This window comes from Sphingobium sp. SJ10-10 (assembly GCF_036038995.2).
Lineage (GTDB): Bacteria > Pseudomonadota > Alphaproteobacteria > Sphingomonadales > Sphingomonadaceae > Sphingobium.
On the sequence record NZ_CP158132.1, the window covers coordinates 85408 to 99907 of the forward strand.

A 14500-nucleotide genomic window follows, 5' to 3' on the forward strand; every position below is an offset into this window, starting at 1 on the left:
GGCCAAAGGTTGGACGTGGGTTTGGGGAACCCTAACTCGCTGCGGCGATGATCGCGCGCTGGCTGAGATCCGACCCTTCCGGTAGGGCGCCGACAATGGCGAGCGATCCGTCCTTCTCGCGCCGGGCGATAACCACGGCCAGGCCGTCGCCATCGGTGGCGACCGCGTAGGGGTCCAGCACGGCGGCGGCCTTCATCGCGGCGCGGGCGGTCTGCTGGCGGTCTGGCTTGGCCGGGCCGTCGGTGCGGCGCTGGGCGCGCTCGTCGCGGACCAGGGCTTTGAGGCCGCCGTCATAATTTGCGAGATAATCGCCAAAGGTGCCAAGCTGGATGCCGTTCGCGCGGGCGTGATCCAGCGCGGTCGCATATTCGGTGATGCGCGTCTTGTCGTAGCTGGAGCCGAAGACCAGCTTCACCACAGCGGTCATCGGGGCGCGTGCCTGAACCTTGAGGCCGCTATTTTCCAGCAGCTCGGCATATTCCTCCGGCCGGGCGATGGTGACCAGCGCGAAGTCGTAGCTGAGGCCGATGGCGCGGTAGAGCGCGGCATGGCTGCGCGCTTCGCTGGTGCGGGCCTGCTCCGCGCTGTCGCGCGCGAGGGCGAGCCAGTCGGCCAGCGGGGCGTCCTCGTCCGGGCTTTCCATGCCGGTCAGGTCGAGCGTGTCGAAATCGTCGGCGGCTGGACCATCGGCCCAGATTGGGGCGACCGGCGGCGCGGCGGGGCTGGCGAGCAGGGCGGCTTCCACCTCCCGGTCGATTTCCGCGGTGACGGCCTGGCTGGCCGCTTCCTTCCAGTTGATGACGCCGAAGACGAAATCGATCGTCTCGTCGTCGGAGGAGAAGGGCATCAATATGCCGCGATAGAGAATTTCCGCGCCGCGTTGATTGACGAAACCCGCCTCGAAGCCGATCGGCGCGGCGTTGGCGATGATCTGGAGATAATGATCGGTCAGCCGCGACAGCAGCGAGCGGGAAGGGATATCGTTGATATATTGGATCTGCCCTTCGATCTCGCACTCCTCGCGCAGCGCGGTGCCGAGATAGACGATGGCGGGATTTTCAAGGCCTGTGCTGAAGTCGAGCAGGACGCTATAGGGGCCGAAATCCTCCAGATCCTCCGGCGCCAGATCCTCGATCGAGGGCAGGCTGCGGTCGCCCAGCAGCGACGCCCAATAATTATAGGCGCGCACTTGCATCCGGCGCTCGTCGGAGCCGACGAGGGGCGGCGTTTCAATCGCTGCGTCGTCGGCAGGACCGAAATCATCCTCGTCATCCGCGACTTCATGCCCCCGCAGAGTGTCCATCAATCGGTCCTTAGCCTAGGTAAAAGCTTTTCCTTCAGACTCGACAGTGCCACGGGATGGTAAACAGGCCGTAAAGGCGGGGCGAAATGATGGTCCGATGCGGTTTGATGAGGGATGGGACGGGTGAATCGCATTTGTCGGCTTGTCCTCCAGCCCAAGCACTGTTATCTGCCCGCCCCAACGCCGCTTTAGCTCAGTCGGTAGAGCATCGCATTCGTAATGCGAGGGTCACGTGTTCGAGTCACGTAAGCGGCACCAGAGCTTCCCTTTGAAATCAGGACTTTTTCTTGGAGCGGCTGGCCTTTGCTGCGCCGATCGGGATGATTTTGGGATCACTATGGGATCGCAAATGGGCTGTGGTGAACTGTCCCACGTCGGCCCAGAATGATTCGACGCCCGCGATGAAGTCCTGAAGGTAATCGGGTCGCAGGTGGCGATAGTGCTTCTTGTTCGTGCTGTCGCCGCTGTGCCCGGCCGCCGTGTCAATCTGGGCTTCCGGGACGCCTCTTCGGTGCATCTCCGTCGAGCATGTGTGACGCAGCGTATTCGGTGATCCCAACCCAACGAGTTTCGGGCGTGGCTTACTCTCGCCCAATTTCTTGCGTGCTGGAAGCCAGACGGGTTCACCCAGGTCGTCCGTCTCCACGGCGCTGATCCCGGCCGCCAAAAGGCAGTTCTCAAATGCCCTTTTCACGCTTCCGGCTGGCAGCAACTCATATTCGAGCTTGCCGGTCGTGCGGTTGCGCTTCGGCTTCTTCCATTGGATGACCTTGCCGTCCGGAAGGTCCGCCAGCCACGGAGCAAGCGTTGGCGCGATCGTCACGATCGAGCGGCGCTTTTTGGTCTGCGCCCGTCCTGGGGCGTTGAAGTAGATTAGGCCGTCCTGGATCTGGTCCGTGGTTAATTCGAGTATCGCTTCGATCCGGCCATGCGTGCTGAGCGCGATGATGATCAGCAGGGCGATATGTTCGCGGTCGGGCTCTGCCCGTGCGGCATCGAGAAGCGCGGCGATCTGCTTCGGAGTATAGACGAGCGTCTTCCCTTCCGGCTTGCCCTTCACGTCCGGTACGAATGGCGCGCTTTCTATGCGCTCATCCTTCCACGCCCAATTCAGTGGCTGGCGGAGCGCAGCAATGTCGCGGCTGATCGTGTACAGGCTCGCCCCTTCGGACTGGCGCAGCGATATGAACCGTTCGACAAGTGCCTTCTTGATGTCTGAAACTGTTGGGGGGCCGGTCAGGCGTCCGGCCTGTCGCTCAGACCTAAAGAAGCGCAGCCAATGCGCGATCGAGTTCGCGTAACGCGTCGGGTCCGCGAGATGCTTTTCGGCATGCTCGACCAGCCAGTCCGCCATGATGGCCTCAACCATCGCGATATTGGTCGGCTCATGCGTCGGCTGGCGCCACGCCTCATAGTGCGCGACTAGGGCGTCTTGCGCCTCTTGCGGCGGCCTATCCTGCCGACCGCCTCCAATGCCCGTTGACTTGCGGCGTGTCCGACGGCTTCCCGTTCCTCCGCCGTCATCGTACCAGCATATGCGCCAGTCGTCGCGGTCGGCCCTATACCAAAGCCAGAATGGCCCAAGCTGGGTTCGACCGGCCGGGGCAACGCTTCTTCGTTGTCCTGCCATGTTGAAACTATCTCCTTCTTCCTGTCTGCCAGGAGCAGGGAATATGCATCAGAAGCGATGAGGGCGCGAACGAGATCGGGGCTCAAGTGCGCACGTGTCCCATTTCGGGCCGCCCGCTCCAATGCGTCCGTGATCGCGGTGAAGGGGCCAGAGTTCAAGCGCGGGCCTCCTTAGCACTGGAACGCCGCTCGCGCTTCCGGCCAGGCGGTATCGTCCTGATGGTCGCGGCGTACTCCGCGAACAGGATGATGAGGTTCCGGACCGCGACGGCGGATGCGTCGGTGCCCCTCAGTAGCGATACCGTCGCGATGAGCAGCATCGTCCAGATTAGCAGGCGGAAGCCTCCCCATGAACTGGTTGGCCTGTCAGGCTCGATCGCGGCGCTCAGGAATGAAATGACTGTAAAGAGCCACATGAGTACAGCCACGCCCCAGCCGGCATCCTTCGCGTAATAGGTCGCATGGCAGCAGGCGAAGAACCACAGCGCCCGATACATGGCGTATTGCGTCTGCCGGGTTAGCTGGCAGAGCAGGATGATTGGCGGGTGAAACAGGGTCATGCCCAGCCATGCGTCGAGGCGGGTCAGGATCATTCGCCCGCCTCCCGCAGATCATGTTCGGGACGCGGCGAAAATGATCTGTGCAGGCGCTCGCTGGCTTCGTTCGACCGATGCCCGCAGCGGGAGATTTCTTCGCGGAGATTGACCTCTCCGTTCTCGATCAAGAAATCCATCACGTCCCGTTCGGCGTCAGTGTATCCCGCCTCATAGCTGGCCTGCTCGGTCGCTCCCGAATTGTAGCCTGCATGCCATGCCGCGCTGACGGCTAAGCTCTGCTCATCGGTATCCATGAGCGCGGCCAGCCCTTTGAGATCAAGTGGCCTCGCGGCTTCACGCAGCGCCTGAACTGCATCCTTCGCCAGCGCCGCCAGATCATCGAACAGCTTCGCCTCGTTGGCGATGCAGGACGTTAGGAAGTCAATGACCACAGCTTGGCCTTTACCGACATGATCGTCCTCTTCCTCCGCGATGGCAATTTGCGCGGCGGCTAACTTCGTCATGCCGTCGACCATATGGCGGCCGATCGGCTTGCCGGTGATGTCGCAGGCCCCTTCCAGGCGTGTGGCGAGGTCGAGAAGATCAGTCATTTCACGTCCTTCAGCATGTTCTGCACTTGGCGGAGGCTGTCGGCGCCGGGCGGCCCAGCGATGATGCCAATGCCCTGTCCGCCCTGTCTTGCGGCGGCAAAGCCAGAGAGCCATGCGCGGACCTTGCCCAACTCGATATACAGGCGGTCCGCCTCCTCCTTCGTGATGGAGATTGTGCCGGCGGCCTTTTGCTTCGTCATTGCCGCGCCCCTTCCGGCCAGATGACCTTGCCGCCCATGTCCTCGATGCGCAGAGTGCCGGGATTACAGACGGCATGTTCCGCCGCTTCCTCCGCAGGCGGCTTCAGGCCGGAAAGCTGGATCGGGTAAAAGCCTTCCTCGCGCACGAAGATGACGACCTCGCCTGTGGGCTGAAAATCGGTCATTGCTTCGTGGCTCCCATGCCGATTGCTTGGGCGACATCGGCCCGCGTCATAGCGTGAATGCCGTCAAGCGCGTTCAAGGCAGTGTCGGCGGGCATATGCGCGACGGCGATCGTCGCCGCCGCCTTCCAGAGCGACATTGCCGCTTCCTGCGGTTCGAATGACCGTCGGTGCGCATCTGCCGCCAGATGCACGGCGAGCGCGGTGATTTGATCATCGTCCAGTTCGGACTTCGGTTTCAGCGCTGCGCTGTCGATCTTATCTTCCATCTCCTTGCGCTGGCGCTCAAGCGTCTCACCTTCGAACGCCTTGATGATGATGTGCAGATAGATGGCGGGCACTGTAACAGATGGCCCCAGGCCCGCGCCGGGCAGACTGGCTGCATCAGGCGCCGACAGAAATTCAGCGAGGGGCGGCAGGAGGGTTTCCACATGCCGGGCCACCGCGACGGCGGTTATGCATCTCATCTCGAGATCGAGAAGCGCGTGTTCGCCGCTCGTGCGCAGTATCTCGGCGACCCCGACTTCATGAAGGTCCCGGTCGCGGCGTTGACCGACCCGGCCTATCTCGCGCGCCGCGCCGCCGAGGTGGACTCGGTCAATCCTTCGAAGCTCGCTTCGGTCCAGCCGGGTCTCGAGAAACCCCAGACCACGCATTTCTCGATCGTCGATCGATGGGGGAACCCCACCACCCGCCGACGCAGGGACAAGCGCCAGCCTCAACCCGTTCCGAGGCTGGCGGCCCTCCTGACGGTCATTCCTAGCCTGTCCCGCCCAGAGCTTGGCCGACTGGTTCAACGGATGATCGATCACATGGACCAGATGGACGGCGATCCTTGAGGACGCAACCGACATGGAGGACGACTTTTCACTGACGCGACAGGCGCGGGACTATGACAGCAATGGGCCCGGTTGCTCGATCGCGGATGCTGGCGGCCAGTGCGATGAGGACGGGATCAACACAGCCTTCCCGCCCTCCGATGGAGCCGGACGCCCAATCAGCGATCCGGGCGGCTGCGAACTGGAAGACGGCCTTTAATCGCCTCACGGCGCCCGGTTCGAAAGGATTGGGGCGTTCCCCTTTCATCGACTGAGCGATTCAATCCGAACGCACTGATTCGAATTGTCAATCCGCTCAGACCGAGCCGACAGGATAATATCCCCATGCGGTACAGCCTTATCATTTTCGCCCTCGCGCTGCGTATCCTTGGCGTCGTCGCCGTCGATGCCATGTTCAGCGCCGCTACCAGCATCATGCAGAGCGCGCTGGCGCGCCCCTGATAGCAAAAAAGCCCCGTCGCGTGGGGCTAATGTCGAATTTTTGCAAGGCGAATCGCTGCACCAGCGCTATGCAGCCAGTGCGACCCGAAGGATGGCTTATCCCAACCTTCTCCTGGCCCGGTGGGAAACTGCCGGGCCATTTTTTTGATATGAAAAACCCCGCCTCCAGCGCATGCGAGGAGACGGGGGCCTTGGAGCGACCCAAAGGCTTGCGTCTCAACAATGCATAGCTTGGCTGAATATGTCCAGACAACTTTCGCCAAGCTGTGGACACGGGGAGATCGCGGGCAGAAGAAAACCCCCGCCTCCTTGTGGGAGACGGGGCGTGCATAGCGGATCGGCGTTTGATCAGTTGGAGCTTGCCCCTGATCCCATCGATCGGGCCTGATCGTGCCCCGTGGGCTGGTGTAACAGCGCGGATCCTCGCTAGAGGATCGGACTGGATCAGGCGGCCACGCCGGGCAGCTTGATGAGAGGATTGTCGCTGACTGGCGCGAGACTTTCAAGGCTCATGTATCGGCGGGATACGGCCCATTCGTCCTGCTGTTCGAGCATCAGGGTGCCGACGAGCCGGATCACGGCCGCATCATTGGGAAAGATGCCGACGACATCGGACCGTCTTTTGATCTCGCCGTTGAGCCGCTCGAGAGGATTCGTGCTGGAGATCTGCGGCCAATGGTCCTTCGGGAAGGCGGTATAGGCGAGGACATCCTCTCGTGCGGCGTCCATCATTTCGGCGAGCCTGGGAGCGCGGTCGCGTAGGGCATCGGCGATTGTCTGCCACTGCTTATAAGCCTCCTGAGTGGTCTCCTGGGCAAAGATCGTCTTGATCATGGCCGTGACCGCAGGCCGCTGCTTGGTCAACACATGCGCGAGGGCATTGCGCATCCAGTGGATTCGGCAGCGCTGCAGGGTCGCATGGAAGACCTTGCTGGCGGCAGCGCGCAGCCCTTTGTGATCATCGGCGATGACGAGTTTGACGCCCCGCAGCCCGCGATCGGCGAGAGACCGCAAGAAGCCCTTCCAGAATGTTTCAGCCTCGGTGGGCCCCGTGGCGAAGCCCAACACCTCACGCCTACCGTCGGTGCTCACGCCAACGGCGATTATTGTCGCTGTCGACAGGATCCGGCCCCCTTGGCGCGATTTGATTTACGTCGCATCGATCCAAACGTACGGAAATTCGCCCTCTATCGGCCTGTTCAGGAAGGCGTTGACGATAGCTATCGCATCACGCTGGCGCTCGCCGGCTTCCGCCCCGAGGACATCGAGGTTGTGGCCCAGCAGAACCAGCTCACCGTCACCGGCAAGCGTGCCGAGGACGACGGCCAGGGCGAATATCTGCATCGCGGCATTGCCGCACGCGCGTTCGAGCGGCGCTTCCAGCTTGCCGACTTCGTGGAAGCCGGGGATGCCCGCTTCGAGAACGGCCTGCTGAGCATCGCGCTCAAGCGCGTGGTGCCCGAGGCAATGAAGCCGCGCCGGATCGAGATCAGCGGCGGCAAGGCTGCCCAGGATCAGATCGAAGCGCACAGGGATGAGGCCCGCGAAGCGGCCTGATACCCTGATTAACAGGTTTGCCGGCGCCGCCCCAGGCGGGCCGGCAGGCCTTGCCCCTTCCAGCCAGAAAAGGAGATGACCATCATGGCTTTTCGTGATCTCATTCCCTGGAGCCGGCAGGAAAACCGGCTGCCCGTCCCGGTCAGCGCCGAGCGCGGCCGCGCTACCGACAGATATGCGAGCCGTGATCGAGTCGGTGCCGCGCGCGACCAACCAGGGCGGACGCGGCGGGCGCGGGCAATGGCGGGTGCGCTTCGCGCCGCGCCGGCAGCCCGTGGCCGATCCCCTGACCGGATGGACCGGCGGCGGCGATCCGCTCGGGACGATCGAGCTGCGCTTTTCCGATCTGGAGACCGCAGCGGGCTATTGTCGGCGCCAGGGATTGGACTTCTCGCTCCATGGCGCGCCGCCGAGCGAGCAGGACTCGCCAAGCCGGTCGCGAAGGTCGTTGAGCAGCGGCTGCGCGCGGGAGGCCAGCGACCCGGAACCGGCAAAGGCACTTCCAAGTGAGAAGCGCTCATTGTGTGGAATGAAGCCGCCGACAAGGTTGACGGCCGCGGTTTGAATGCGCATATATTTGCGCATTAAATTGCGGAGGCTACGATGGGCAAGCACCAGTATGATTTGGCGACGCAGGCTCGCAAGCCGACCAATGTGTCGCTGGATATCGCGCTTGTCGCTGAAGCAAAGCGGCTGGGTATCAATATTTCCCGCGCGTGTGAGGTTGGGTTGACCGAGCAGATCGCGAAAGAGCGTGGCCGCCTTTGGAAAGAGGAAAATGCGTCTGCATTGGAAAGTTCGAACAGCTATGTGGATCGTCATGGCCTGCCCCTGAGCCAGTATCGTCGGTTTTAATGGCCAAGTTCGATGTGTATCGGCAGAAGCAGGGCGGCTGTCTTGTCCTGGATTGCCAAGCCGATCTTTTAAGTGATCTGAATACCCGTCTGGTTGTGCCGCTGTTGCCGATCGACCAGGCACCGAAGCCTGCCATTCGATTGAACCCGATTTTCGATGTGGAGGGTGAACGGCTGATGATGGTGACGCAGTTTGCCGCAAGCGTTCCCCTTCGCGAATTGGGGGAGATCATACACTCACTCAGCCCAGAGCAGGACGCTGTCAGCGCTGCGCTGGACATGCTGTTCATCGGCTTCTGAGATGAGCGTCTGCAGTCATGACGCTGGTTGAATTCGACATCTCGCACCGGTGTCATTTGGCTATGGTCCTGTCAGCCGCGACAATGTCATGGCCCTCGCGCGCGCCCTCGCCGCGCACATGGCGGCCGAGCAGATGATCCTGTTTGCCGAGCGCCAGCAGGCGCCACTGACCGCCATCGGCCGTGCGCGGGACGAGTTGTCGTCCCTCGCGGATCAATAGACCCTCCAATATGATCGGACGATAGCGGGCCATGTGGGCGGCAGTTCCTTGCAGATATTTGGGATCAGACCAGAGCTGGACGGAGTGCATGTCAGATCGCTGATGTGGCTCCATAATCCCCGCCTGCATCATTGCTTGAAGACATTTTCACGATGCCAGGCAAGGAAATGGGGATGGGGGCGATCAATCGGCCGAAGTGGCAGGTTGGCGCGCCCGCTCCGGTTGATCAGCCCGCTTATGCTGTCGGTGTCGTTGGCCTGACGGGAGATCATGATGTCGAGATCGTCGGAGAGGCTGATGAGTCCGCGATCAAACATCCAGTGCACGGTACCGGACAGGGCTATACCGTTCTGGACGCTGTCGGGACCATTGGCCTCGACGGGGCGGATATGCGCCGCCTCGGCCTCGGCGCGGCCGCCGCCGTTGATGAGCTTGAGACCGGTGATGGCGCAGCGCTCATCATAAGCCCGGAGCACGACCCGGCGAAAGACGCGGTCCCGCTCAATTCTCGAGATGAGTTTTGGCGTGCGAATGTGCTCCTGTTCAGCGAGAAACGGAATGGCTTCTTCGCGAAAGGAGGGCAGACCCAGATCATCGACACGCGGCAGAAGCGGTGCACGATCTTCAAGGCCAAGATCGAGGATGCGGTTGAAATCGGCGGGGGAGATGGGACGCACCGCTGATTGTGCACGGCCGGAAATTTTGCCGGCATCGTTCAGGAGCCCGCGTTCGATGAGACCATCGGGACCGCTGAACGGAACGGCGTTGGCGAATTCGAGATAGCTGCCCGGTTCGATCATGGCGATATACATGCCAGGCGCTTGAGGATCGGGGATCACCTGCTCAACTTTGGCGACGGCGAAGTAGCCGCGCGAGCCTCGCACCTTCACCGGCTCATAATAGATAATCCAGTCATTGATGCAGGCGGAGAGTCGGCCGAGATATTGGGACGGGAACTGATAGCGTTCTGCCGGGCTGTCGTCATAGATCGAATCCGAACGATGAATGAAAACCCCGAAGGCCATGGCCCGACTATCCCCCGATATATGGTCATCTCATGGCCTGTCTTCATGGGATCGGACAAGAAGTAAGTTGTTCTGCTTGGGGTAGTTTGATGGCGTCGCCTTCGGGCCGCGCTCTATTTCGCTGCGCTCCACCGAGCCAGCTTCGCTCGTCTCGGTAGGGTAGACGCGAGACGCCTCTTTCGAGGACGCCCCAGCGCCTCCCCCCGAACCGTGCTTGCACCTTTCAATGCACACGGCTCTCCATTCCGCTGGGCATCCGGCCGCCATGATGGGCAACGTGACACTTTCGGCACAGGACGATTGTCCTGCGCCGTCGTGCCGATTGCACCCAAGGCGTCAGTTGGTCGCGCCGCTTGTCCTTCAAGCGATTGGGATGATGCATCTCGAACGGACCATCGGTATCGCCACATGCCTCGCATTGCTCGGCACTAAGACGCGTGACCAGATCGTTCGGACTCTGCGCAAGGCGAGAGCCTACCGTGATGGTGTCGACGATGGGGTTATCCCACGTCTTCACGATCAGATGCTTCAGTTTCCACACCTTATGAACGCGCGGCTCGCCCCGGACCACGGTCGTAATCCCGTGGTCCGACCCCATCTTCAGATATTCCTCGGCCTGCCGCCTCGTCGAGCGTCGCCGGCATGCCACAGTCGCGAAGAGGCTCCTGAGCATGACCAGTTCCAACTTGTCGAGTGACGCTTTCACGCCATCGGCGATCGCGTAGTAGTTCGCGAAGCCTCGGAACTCCGAGTTGTAGGCTACGATGATCTCCGGCACACTGGATTCCATGAGCTGCGGGCGCACCCGACCATTCCTCATGTCGAGGTTGCCGAGCTTTTTGCGCCTGCAGAACGCATAGACCCGATCCCGTGGCACCCACAGCTTGATATTCCCTCGCGTCGGCCGACGAAGAACGCTACGCGTTCCACCGCCGGTCTTTTGCCGCCCCGCCATTGTTCCGGCGGAGCGCAACGTGAAGGCGCATACATGGAAGCCAAGGAACGGCGATCCCTTCGATGCATCGCGAACCCCGGTTTTCTCCGGTGACACCGCCAGATTGAGCCGATCAGCGAGAAAGCGCTGTATATCGGCCATGATCCGGACAGCGTCCGCCTTGCTGCCGATCACGCCAACGAGGAAGTCGTCAGCATAGCGACAATACCGCAGGCGGCGGAAGTTGGGGTCCATGTCATCGACGGAAGAGAGTTTCCGCCGATCCTGTTTGACAGCTTCGATTAGCGCCAATCGGACGCGAACCTCGCCATCGCCCGCACCATCGGCACGGACTGCATCGATCTCCTTGCGGAGAGCGGCGATTTGCTGAGAGCAGGCAACATACGCGGGGTTCGCCCGCCGTCTGTCGCCTTTGTCGAAGCCCCGCCGCATCGACTCCATGAACTCGTCAAGTTCATGGAGATAGATATTGGCGAGCAGGGGCGAGATAACCCCGCCCTGTGGGGTGCCGCTATAAGTCCGTTCGAACTTCCAGTCGTCCATGCACCCGGCTTTAAGCATTGTCCCGATCAGATCGATGAACACTGGATCATCGATCCGCCGGGCCAAGAGGCCGAGCAGGATGTCATGGTCGATGTTGTCGAAGAACCCGCGGACATCCACCTCGATCAGCCATTTTACGCCCGTCCAGGTTTTACGGATCTCTTCGAGAGCCGTGTGACAGGAGTGACCCGCGCGGAACCCATGGCTGTGTTTCGAGAACACAGGTTCATAGATCGCCGCGAGGACCATCCTCGCCGCCTCCTGAACGATGCGATCATCCGCCGTTGGGATACCCAATGGGCGCATCTTACCATTGCCCTTGGGGATATAGACCCGTCGCACTGGACGAGGGCGGTAACGGCCTTCCGCCACGCTTTGAACCAGACGGTCGAGCCTCGCCAGCGTCATGCCGTCGAAGGTCTGTCCGTCCACTCCCGGCGTCATCGCACCCCGATTCCGGGATACTCTGTCATAGGCCCGCTCATATAAGCAGCGGGACCGCATGAGGCGGTTGAGACCATTGATCCGCTTGCCCGCCCGCGACAGGGCCGGAAGCTTCTCGATCCGTCTCAGGATAGTAGCGGTCTGCATCAGCAGTCCCTTTCCATTGATCCATCGAGTTACAGAACTGCCGTCCTTCGCCCGGACGCAGCGGATTTCGACAAGGATCGCTCCCGCTTATACCGCTACCCCGTCCGCCTCGCGGCGGCTGTCCCGGCCATTACACCGGGCGTTTGACTACTATGACGGCTCCGTCGCCATGCAGGTCCGGCGAGCCGTCCTGTTTAGGCGATCCCGCAGTTGCGCGAGTGAGGAGTCGCGATGCGGTTAGGTGCCCCGTTCGTTTCCTTAGTCCCCTGACAGGGGCCACGCCGAACGGATTGGCAGCGATTCACTGGGACGTGCTCCTCGCTCCGCTCGAGACGATGTGTCAGCCGCGTTCACCGTCACCTACCTAGTGGTCGTTGGAAACTGGGATTCAGACAATCCAGTCTTCACCATGCGCATCTTGCCTGCTGGTCAGCTGTCAGGCTGCGGCGCCCAACTTCGATCCCTACCCCGACATGCTATGGTCCCGTCCCCCTTTCGGGGTCTCAGCCGATTCATCACCGGCCCCGGTAAGTCGGTCAGGCATGAGCTATGCCAATAAGCTCAGTTCATTCGAACACTCCTTTCTTCTTCGCGCCACAACGGCGCACCCCCTTTCGGGCGACGATCGCTGACGCTCGATCCGGGGGGATCGGATGCGGACATCGCCTGGGGAGCGATGGTGTCGGCCGGTCCCGGCCAGGCGGTGTGGGCGGTCGCTTCCCTCTAGGCCCGTCGCGGCGGGCGGCAAGCCGGCCTTCGGCGCGGCTCCTTCACTTGTCGTTGCGGTCCGTTCGGATGCAGCCCGCCGCTTGTCCGGGCCTGCCGGTGCGCTCTTGCCGCCCACTCCGCCTTCCGGGGCCGGGTATGTGCAAGAGGAGTAACAGTCATGGAACTCAAGCATATAGACATTGCCTGCCTCTCGGTTTCGCCCGCCAACATGCGGGGCGTGAAGAAGGCGCCGGACCTGACCAACATCCTTCCGTCCGTTCGAGCGCGTGGGGTTCTGGTGCCGCTGATCGTGCGGCAGAACGGATCGCCCACGACCTATGAGATTGTCGCGGGCAAGCGGCGCTATCATGCCTCGCTGATCGTGGCGCAGGAGGAAGGGAGCGTCGAACCGCTGCCCTGCGCGATCATGGAGGCAGGCGACGATGCGGCGGCGCTGGAAGCCTCGCTCATCGAGAACATCGCCCGGCTCGATCCCGACGAGGTGACGCGCTGGGAAACCTTCACCCGGCTGGTCAAGGAAGGCCGGTCGCCGGAGGATATTTCGCTGACCTTCGGTTTGACCGCTTTGCAAGTGAAGCGGACATTGGCGCTGGGCAATCTTCTGCCCCGCATCCGCAACCTCTATCGCAGCGATATGATCGACGCCGTGACCGTGCGGCATCTGACCTTGGCGTCCAAGGCCCGGCAGCGTGAATGGCTGGCGTTGCTGGACGACGAGGATGCTCGGCCACCGATGGGGCATCGTGTTAAGGCGTGGCTGCTGGGTGGCAGCGCCATCCCGACCGACAAGGCGCTGTTCGATTCGGCCGATTACAAGGGCGGGATCGTGGCCGATCTGTTCGGCGATCACAGCTATTTCGCGGACGCGGATCTCTTCTGGCAGATGCAGGCGGCGGCGGTTGCCGCACGCGTCGAGGCCTATCGCGACGCAGGATGGCAGGATATTGCCGTCATGGCGCGGGGTGAGGCTTTTCATTCGTGGGAGCATGAGCGCTGCCCAAAAGCCAAGGGCGGGCGCGTCTATGTGAGCATCGGCCATGGCGGCGACGTCAGTTTCCATGAGGGCTATATCACCCTCAAGGAGGCGCGCAGGCTGGAACAGGGCAGCAGCGTCGAGAAAGTAATCCGGCCCGAACTGTCCGCGCCGCTGGCCAGCTATGTGGACCTGCATCGTCACGCCGTCGTGCGGGCGAAGCTCGCCGATGCCCCAGCCATCGCCCTGCGCCTGATGGTGGCCCATGCCATTGTCGGGTCGTCGCTGTGGCGGGTGGACCTTGCCTCCCAGCGAGGCGCAAGTGATGCGATCACCGAGAGTGTCGAGAATTGCGCGTCGGAGGCGGGCTTTGACAAGGAGCGGCGGATTGCGCTCGACCTGCTTGGCCTTGATCCCGAAACGCCGACCGTCAGCGGCCATGGCTATGACAGGGAGATGATCCCGCTCTATCTCCGGCTGCTCGATCTCGACGACGCCATGGTGATGGGCATCCTCGCCATCGTCATGGGCGAGACGTTGGAAGCCGGATCGGCGCTGGTCGAACTGCTGGGCGTTCAGCTTGAGGTGGACATGGCGTCATGTTGGCAGGCCGACGATGCGCTGCTCGACATGATCCGCGACAAGGAGGTGATGGGCCATGTCCTCGCCGATGTGGCGGGCAGGGAAACCGCAACCGCCAACACCGGGACGACCGCCAAGGTGCAGCGCCAGATCTTGCGCGACTGTCTGGCCGGGACCAATGGCCGGGAGAAGCGGGAGGGCTGGGTGCCGCGCTGGATGGCCTTTCCGCCGTCAGCCTATACCGAGCGGGGCGGGGTCGGCAGCGTCGAGCGGTGGGAGGTGGTGGCTCCGCTTCTCGAGACGGAAAGCCCGGACGAGGGCGAAGCATCGGCGGAACGCACAACGGGCGCGGAGGCGTTCGAGGAAGAGCCGGTTCATCAGGCTGCTTGAGATCGATGGGGCAGGCGGTGGGGTACTGCCGCCTGCCTTG

Annotated in this window: 17 protein-coding genes, 1 tRNA gene and 1 pseudogene; 8 read left to right on the forward strand and 11 right to left on the reverse strand. The window is 62.2% G+C overall.

The genetic code is table 11. The features are described from left to right. Positions 1–31: 31 nt before the first annotated feature. Positions 32–1303, reverse strand: a complete 1272-nt coding sequence (locus VVT58_RS00360) for a hypothetical protein (RefSeq protein WP_327752842.1) — start codon at positions 1301–1303, stop codon at positions 32–34. A gap of 182 nt (positions 1304–1485) precedes the next feature. Here VVT58_RS00360 and VVT58_RS00365 point away from each other — a divergent pair. Continuing rightward, positions 1486–1561, forward strand: a tRNA-Thr gene (locus tag VVT58_RS00365). Positions 1562–1577: 16 nt separating this feature from the next. On the opposite strand, the gene VVT58_RS00370 is transcribed toward VVT58_RS00365, so the two are convergent. The 6 genes from VVT58_RS00370 to VVT58_RS00395 form a co-directional block, all read right to left on the reverse strand. Continuing rightward, the gene (locus tag VVT58_RS00370) at positions 1578–2657 is read right to left on the reverse strand and encodes a tyrosine-type recombinase/integrase (RefSeq protein ID WP_169575960.1); all 1080 of its coding nucleotides are present in this window, start codon (positions 2655–2657) and stop codon (positions 1578–1580) included. Between the two features lie 430 nt (positions 2658–3087). Further along, positions 3088–3525, reverse strand: a complete 438-nt coding sequence (locus VVT58_RS00375) for a hypothetical protein (protein WP_327752841.1) — start codon at positions 3523–3525, stop codon at positions 3088–3090. Next, positions 3522–4079, reverse strand: coding sequence for a hypothetical protein (locus VVT58_RS00380; RefSeq protein ID WP_327752840.1), 558 nt, complete (start codon positions 4077–4079; stop codon positions 3522–3524). The genes VVT58_RS00375 and VVT58_RS00380 overlap by 4 nt, the downstream gene beginning before the upstream one ends. Then, positions 4076–4279: a hypothetical protein gene (locus VVT58_RS00385; protein WP_327752839.1), complete on the reverse strand. Its 204-nt coding sequence runs from the start codon at positions 4277–4279 to the stop codon at positions 4076–4078. Before VVT58_RS00385 ends, VVT58_RS00380 begins: the two co-directional genes overlap by 4 nt. After that, complete coding sequence (locus tag VVT58_RS00390; protein WP_327752838.1) at positions 4276–4464, reverse strand: hypothetical protein; 189 nt, start codon at positions 4462–4464, stop codon at positions 4276–4278. Before VVT58_RS00390 ends, VVT58_RS00385 begins: the two co-directional genes overlap by 4 nt. Continuing rightward, entirely contained in the window at positions 4461–4892 is a 432-nt protein-coding gene (locus tag VVT58_RS00395; protein WP_327752837.1) for a hypothetical protein, read from the reverse strand. The genes VVT58_RS00390 and VVT58_RS00395 overlap by 4 nt, the downstream gene beginning before the upstream one ends. Here VVT58_RS00395 and VVT58_RS00400 point away from each other — a divergent pair, their 5' ends adjacent. Both VVT58_RS00400 and VVT58_RS00405 read left to right on the forward strand, forming a co-directional pair. Then, complete coding sequence (locus VVT58_RS00400; protein ID WP_327752836.1) at positions 4893–5300, forward strand: gamma-glutamyltransferase; 408 nt, start codon at positions 4893–4895, stop codon at positions 5298–5300. A gap of 13 nt (positions 5301–5313) precedes the next feature. Next, positions 5314–5499, forward strand: coding sequence for a hypothetical protein (locus VVT58_RS00405; RefSeq protein ID WP_100238170.1), 186 nt, complete (start codon positions 5314–5316; stop codon positions 5497–5499). Between the two features lie 686 nt (positions 5500–6185). Here the strand turns inward: VVT58_RS00405 and VVT58_RS00410 are convergent. Then, a pseudogene (locus VVT58_RS00410) lies at positions 6186–6956 on the reverse strand (IS256 family transposase); the annotation flags it as partial. On the opposite strand from VVT58_RS00410, the gene VVT58_RS00415 reads away from it, so the two are divergent. From VVT58_RS00415 to VVT58_RS00430, 4 genes are all read left to right on the forward strand, one after another. Continuing rightward, entirely contained in the window at positions 6900–7298 is a 399-nt protein-coding gene (locus VVT58_RS00415; protein ID WP_242443481.1) for an Hsp20 family protein, read from the forward strand. The pseudogene VVT58_RS00410 and the gene VVT58_RS00415 overlap by 57 nt on opposite strands. Before the next feature lie 184 nt (positions 7299–7482). Continuing rightward, on the forward strand, positions 7483–7863 hold the full coding sequence (locus VVT58_RS00420) for an NADH dehydrogenase ubiquinone Fe-S protein 4 (RefSeq protein ID WP_242443428.1): 381 nt from the start codon (positions 7483–7485) through the stop codon (positions 7861–7863). 38 nt (positions 7864–7901) lie between these two features. After that, complete coding sequence (locus VVT58_RS00425) at positions 7902–8153, forward strand: type II toxin-antitoxin system CcdA family antitoxin (RefSeq protein ID WP_100238171.1); 252 nt, start codon at positions 7902–7904, stop codon at positions 8151–8153. Further along, positions 8153–8452 (forward strand): CcdB family protein, encoded by a 300-nt coding sequence (locus tag VVT58_RS00430; RefSeq protein ID WP_327752834.1) that lies wholly within the window; start codon positions 8153–8155, stop codon positions 8450–8452. The genes VVT58_RS00425 and VVT58_RS00430 overlap by 1 nt, the downstream gene beginning before the upstream one ends. A gap of 52 nt (positions 8453–8504) precedes the next feature. On the opposite strand, the gene VVT58_RS00435 is transcribed toward VVT58_RS00430, so the two are convergent. The 3 genes from VVT58_RS00435 to VVT58_RS00445 all read right to left on the reverse strand — a co-directional run bounded on the left by VVT58_RS00435 (position 8505) and on the right by VVT58_RS00445 (position 11786). Continuing rightward, positions 8505–8705 carry a DUF5818 domain-containing protein gene (locus VVT58_RS00435; RefSeq protein ID WP_157801255.1) on the reverse strand — a complete coding sequence of 67 codons (201 nt, stop codon included), beginning with the start codon at positions 8703–8705 and terminating at the stop codon, positions 8505–8507. Between the two features lie 95 nt (positions 8706–8800). Then, positions 8801–9697: an HNH endonuclease gene (locus VVT58_RS00440; RefSeq protein ID WP_100238174.1), complete on the reverse strand. Its 897-nt coding sequence runs from the start codon at positions 9695–9697 to the stop codon at positions 8801–8803. A gap of 223 nt (positions 9698–9920) precedes the next feature. After that, positions 9921–11786 (reverse strand): reverse transcriptase/maturase family protein, encoded by a 1866-nt coding sequence (locus VVT58_RS00445; protein ID WP_059153288.1) that lies wholly within the window; start codon positions 11784–11786, stop codon positions 9921–9923. 886 nt (positions 11787–12672) lie between these two features. Here VVT58_RS00445 and VVT58_RS00450 point away from each other — a divergent pair. Continuing rightward, on the forward strand, positions 12673–14460 hold the full coding sequence (locus VVT58_RS00450; protein ID WP_100238175.1) for a ParB/RepB/Spo0J family partition protein: 1788 nt from the start codon (positions 12673–12675) through the stop codon (positions 14458–14460). The last annotated feature ends 40 nt before the right edge of the window (positions 14461–14500 follow it).

Bases quoted from the DNA above. Each gene is read 5' to 3' on its own strand.
- VVT58_RS00400 (WP_327752836.1), top strand. From the start codon at position 4,893: ATGCCGGGCCACCGCGACGGCGGTTATGCATCTCATCTCGAGATCGAG.
- VVT58_RS00440 (WP_100238174.1), bottom strand. From the start codon at position 9,697: ATGGCCTTCGGGGTTTTCATTCATCGTTCGGATTCGATCTATGACGAC.
- VVT58_RS00435 (WP_157801255.1), bottom strand. From the start codon at position 8,705: ATGGCCCGCTATCGTCCGATCATATTGGAGGGTCTATTGATCCGCGAG.
- VVT58_RS00405 (WP_100238170.1), top strand. From the start codon at position 5,314: ATGGAGGACGACTTTTCACTGACGCGACAGGCGCGGGACTATGACAGC.
- VVT58_RS00380 (WP_327752840.1), bottom strand. From the start codon at position 4,079: ATGACTGATCTTCTCGACCTCGCCACACGCCTGGAAGGGGCCTGCGAC.
- VVT58_RS00445 (WP_059153288.1), bottom strand. From the start codon at position 11,786: ATGCAGACCGCTACTATCCTGAGACGGATCGAGAAGCTTCCGGCCCTG.
- VVT58_RS00385 (WP_327752839.1), bottom strand. From the start codon at position 4,279: ATGACGAAGCAAAAGGCCGCCGGCACAATCTCCATCACGAAGGAGGAG.
- VVT58_RS00370 (WP_169575960.1), bottom strand. From the start codon at position 2,657: ATGGCGGACTGGCTGGTCGAGCATGCCGAAAAGCATCTCGCGGACCCG.
- VVT58_RS00450 (WP_100238175.1), top strand. From the start codon at position 12,673: ATGGAACTCAAGCATATAGACATTGCCTGCCTCTCGGTTTCGCCCGCC.
- VVT58_RS00375 (WP_327752841.1), bottom strand. From the start codon at position 3,525: ATGATCCTGACCCGCCTCGACGCATGGCTGGGCATGACCCTGTTTCAC.
- VVT58_RS00390 (WP_327752838.1), bottom strand. From the start codon at position 4,464: ATGACCGATTTTCAGCCCACAGGCGAGGTCGTCATCTTCGTGCGCGAG.
- VVT58_RS00430 (WP_327752834.1), top strand. From the start codon at position 8,153: ATGGCCAAGTTCGATGTGTATCGGCAGAAGCAGGGCGGCTGTCTTGTC.
- VVT58_RS00360 (WP_327752842.1), bottom strand. From the start codon at position 1,303: ATGGACACTCTGCGGGGGCATGAAGTCGCGGATGACGAGGATGATTTC.
- VVT58_RS00425 (WP_100238171.1), top strand. From the start codon at position 7,902: ATGGGCAAGCACCAGTATGATTTGGCGACGCAGGCTCGCAAGCCGACC.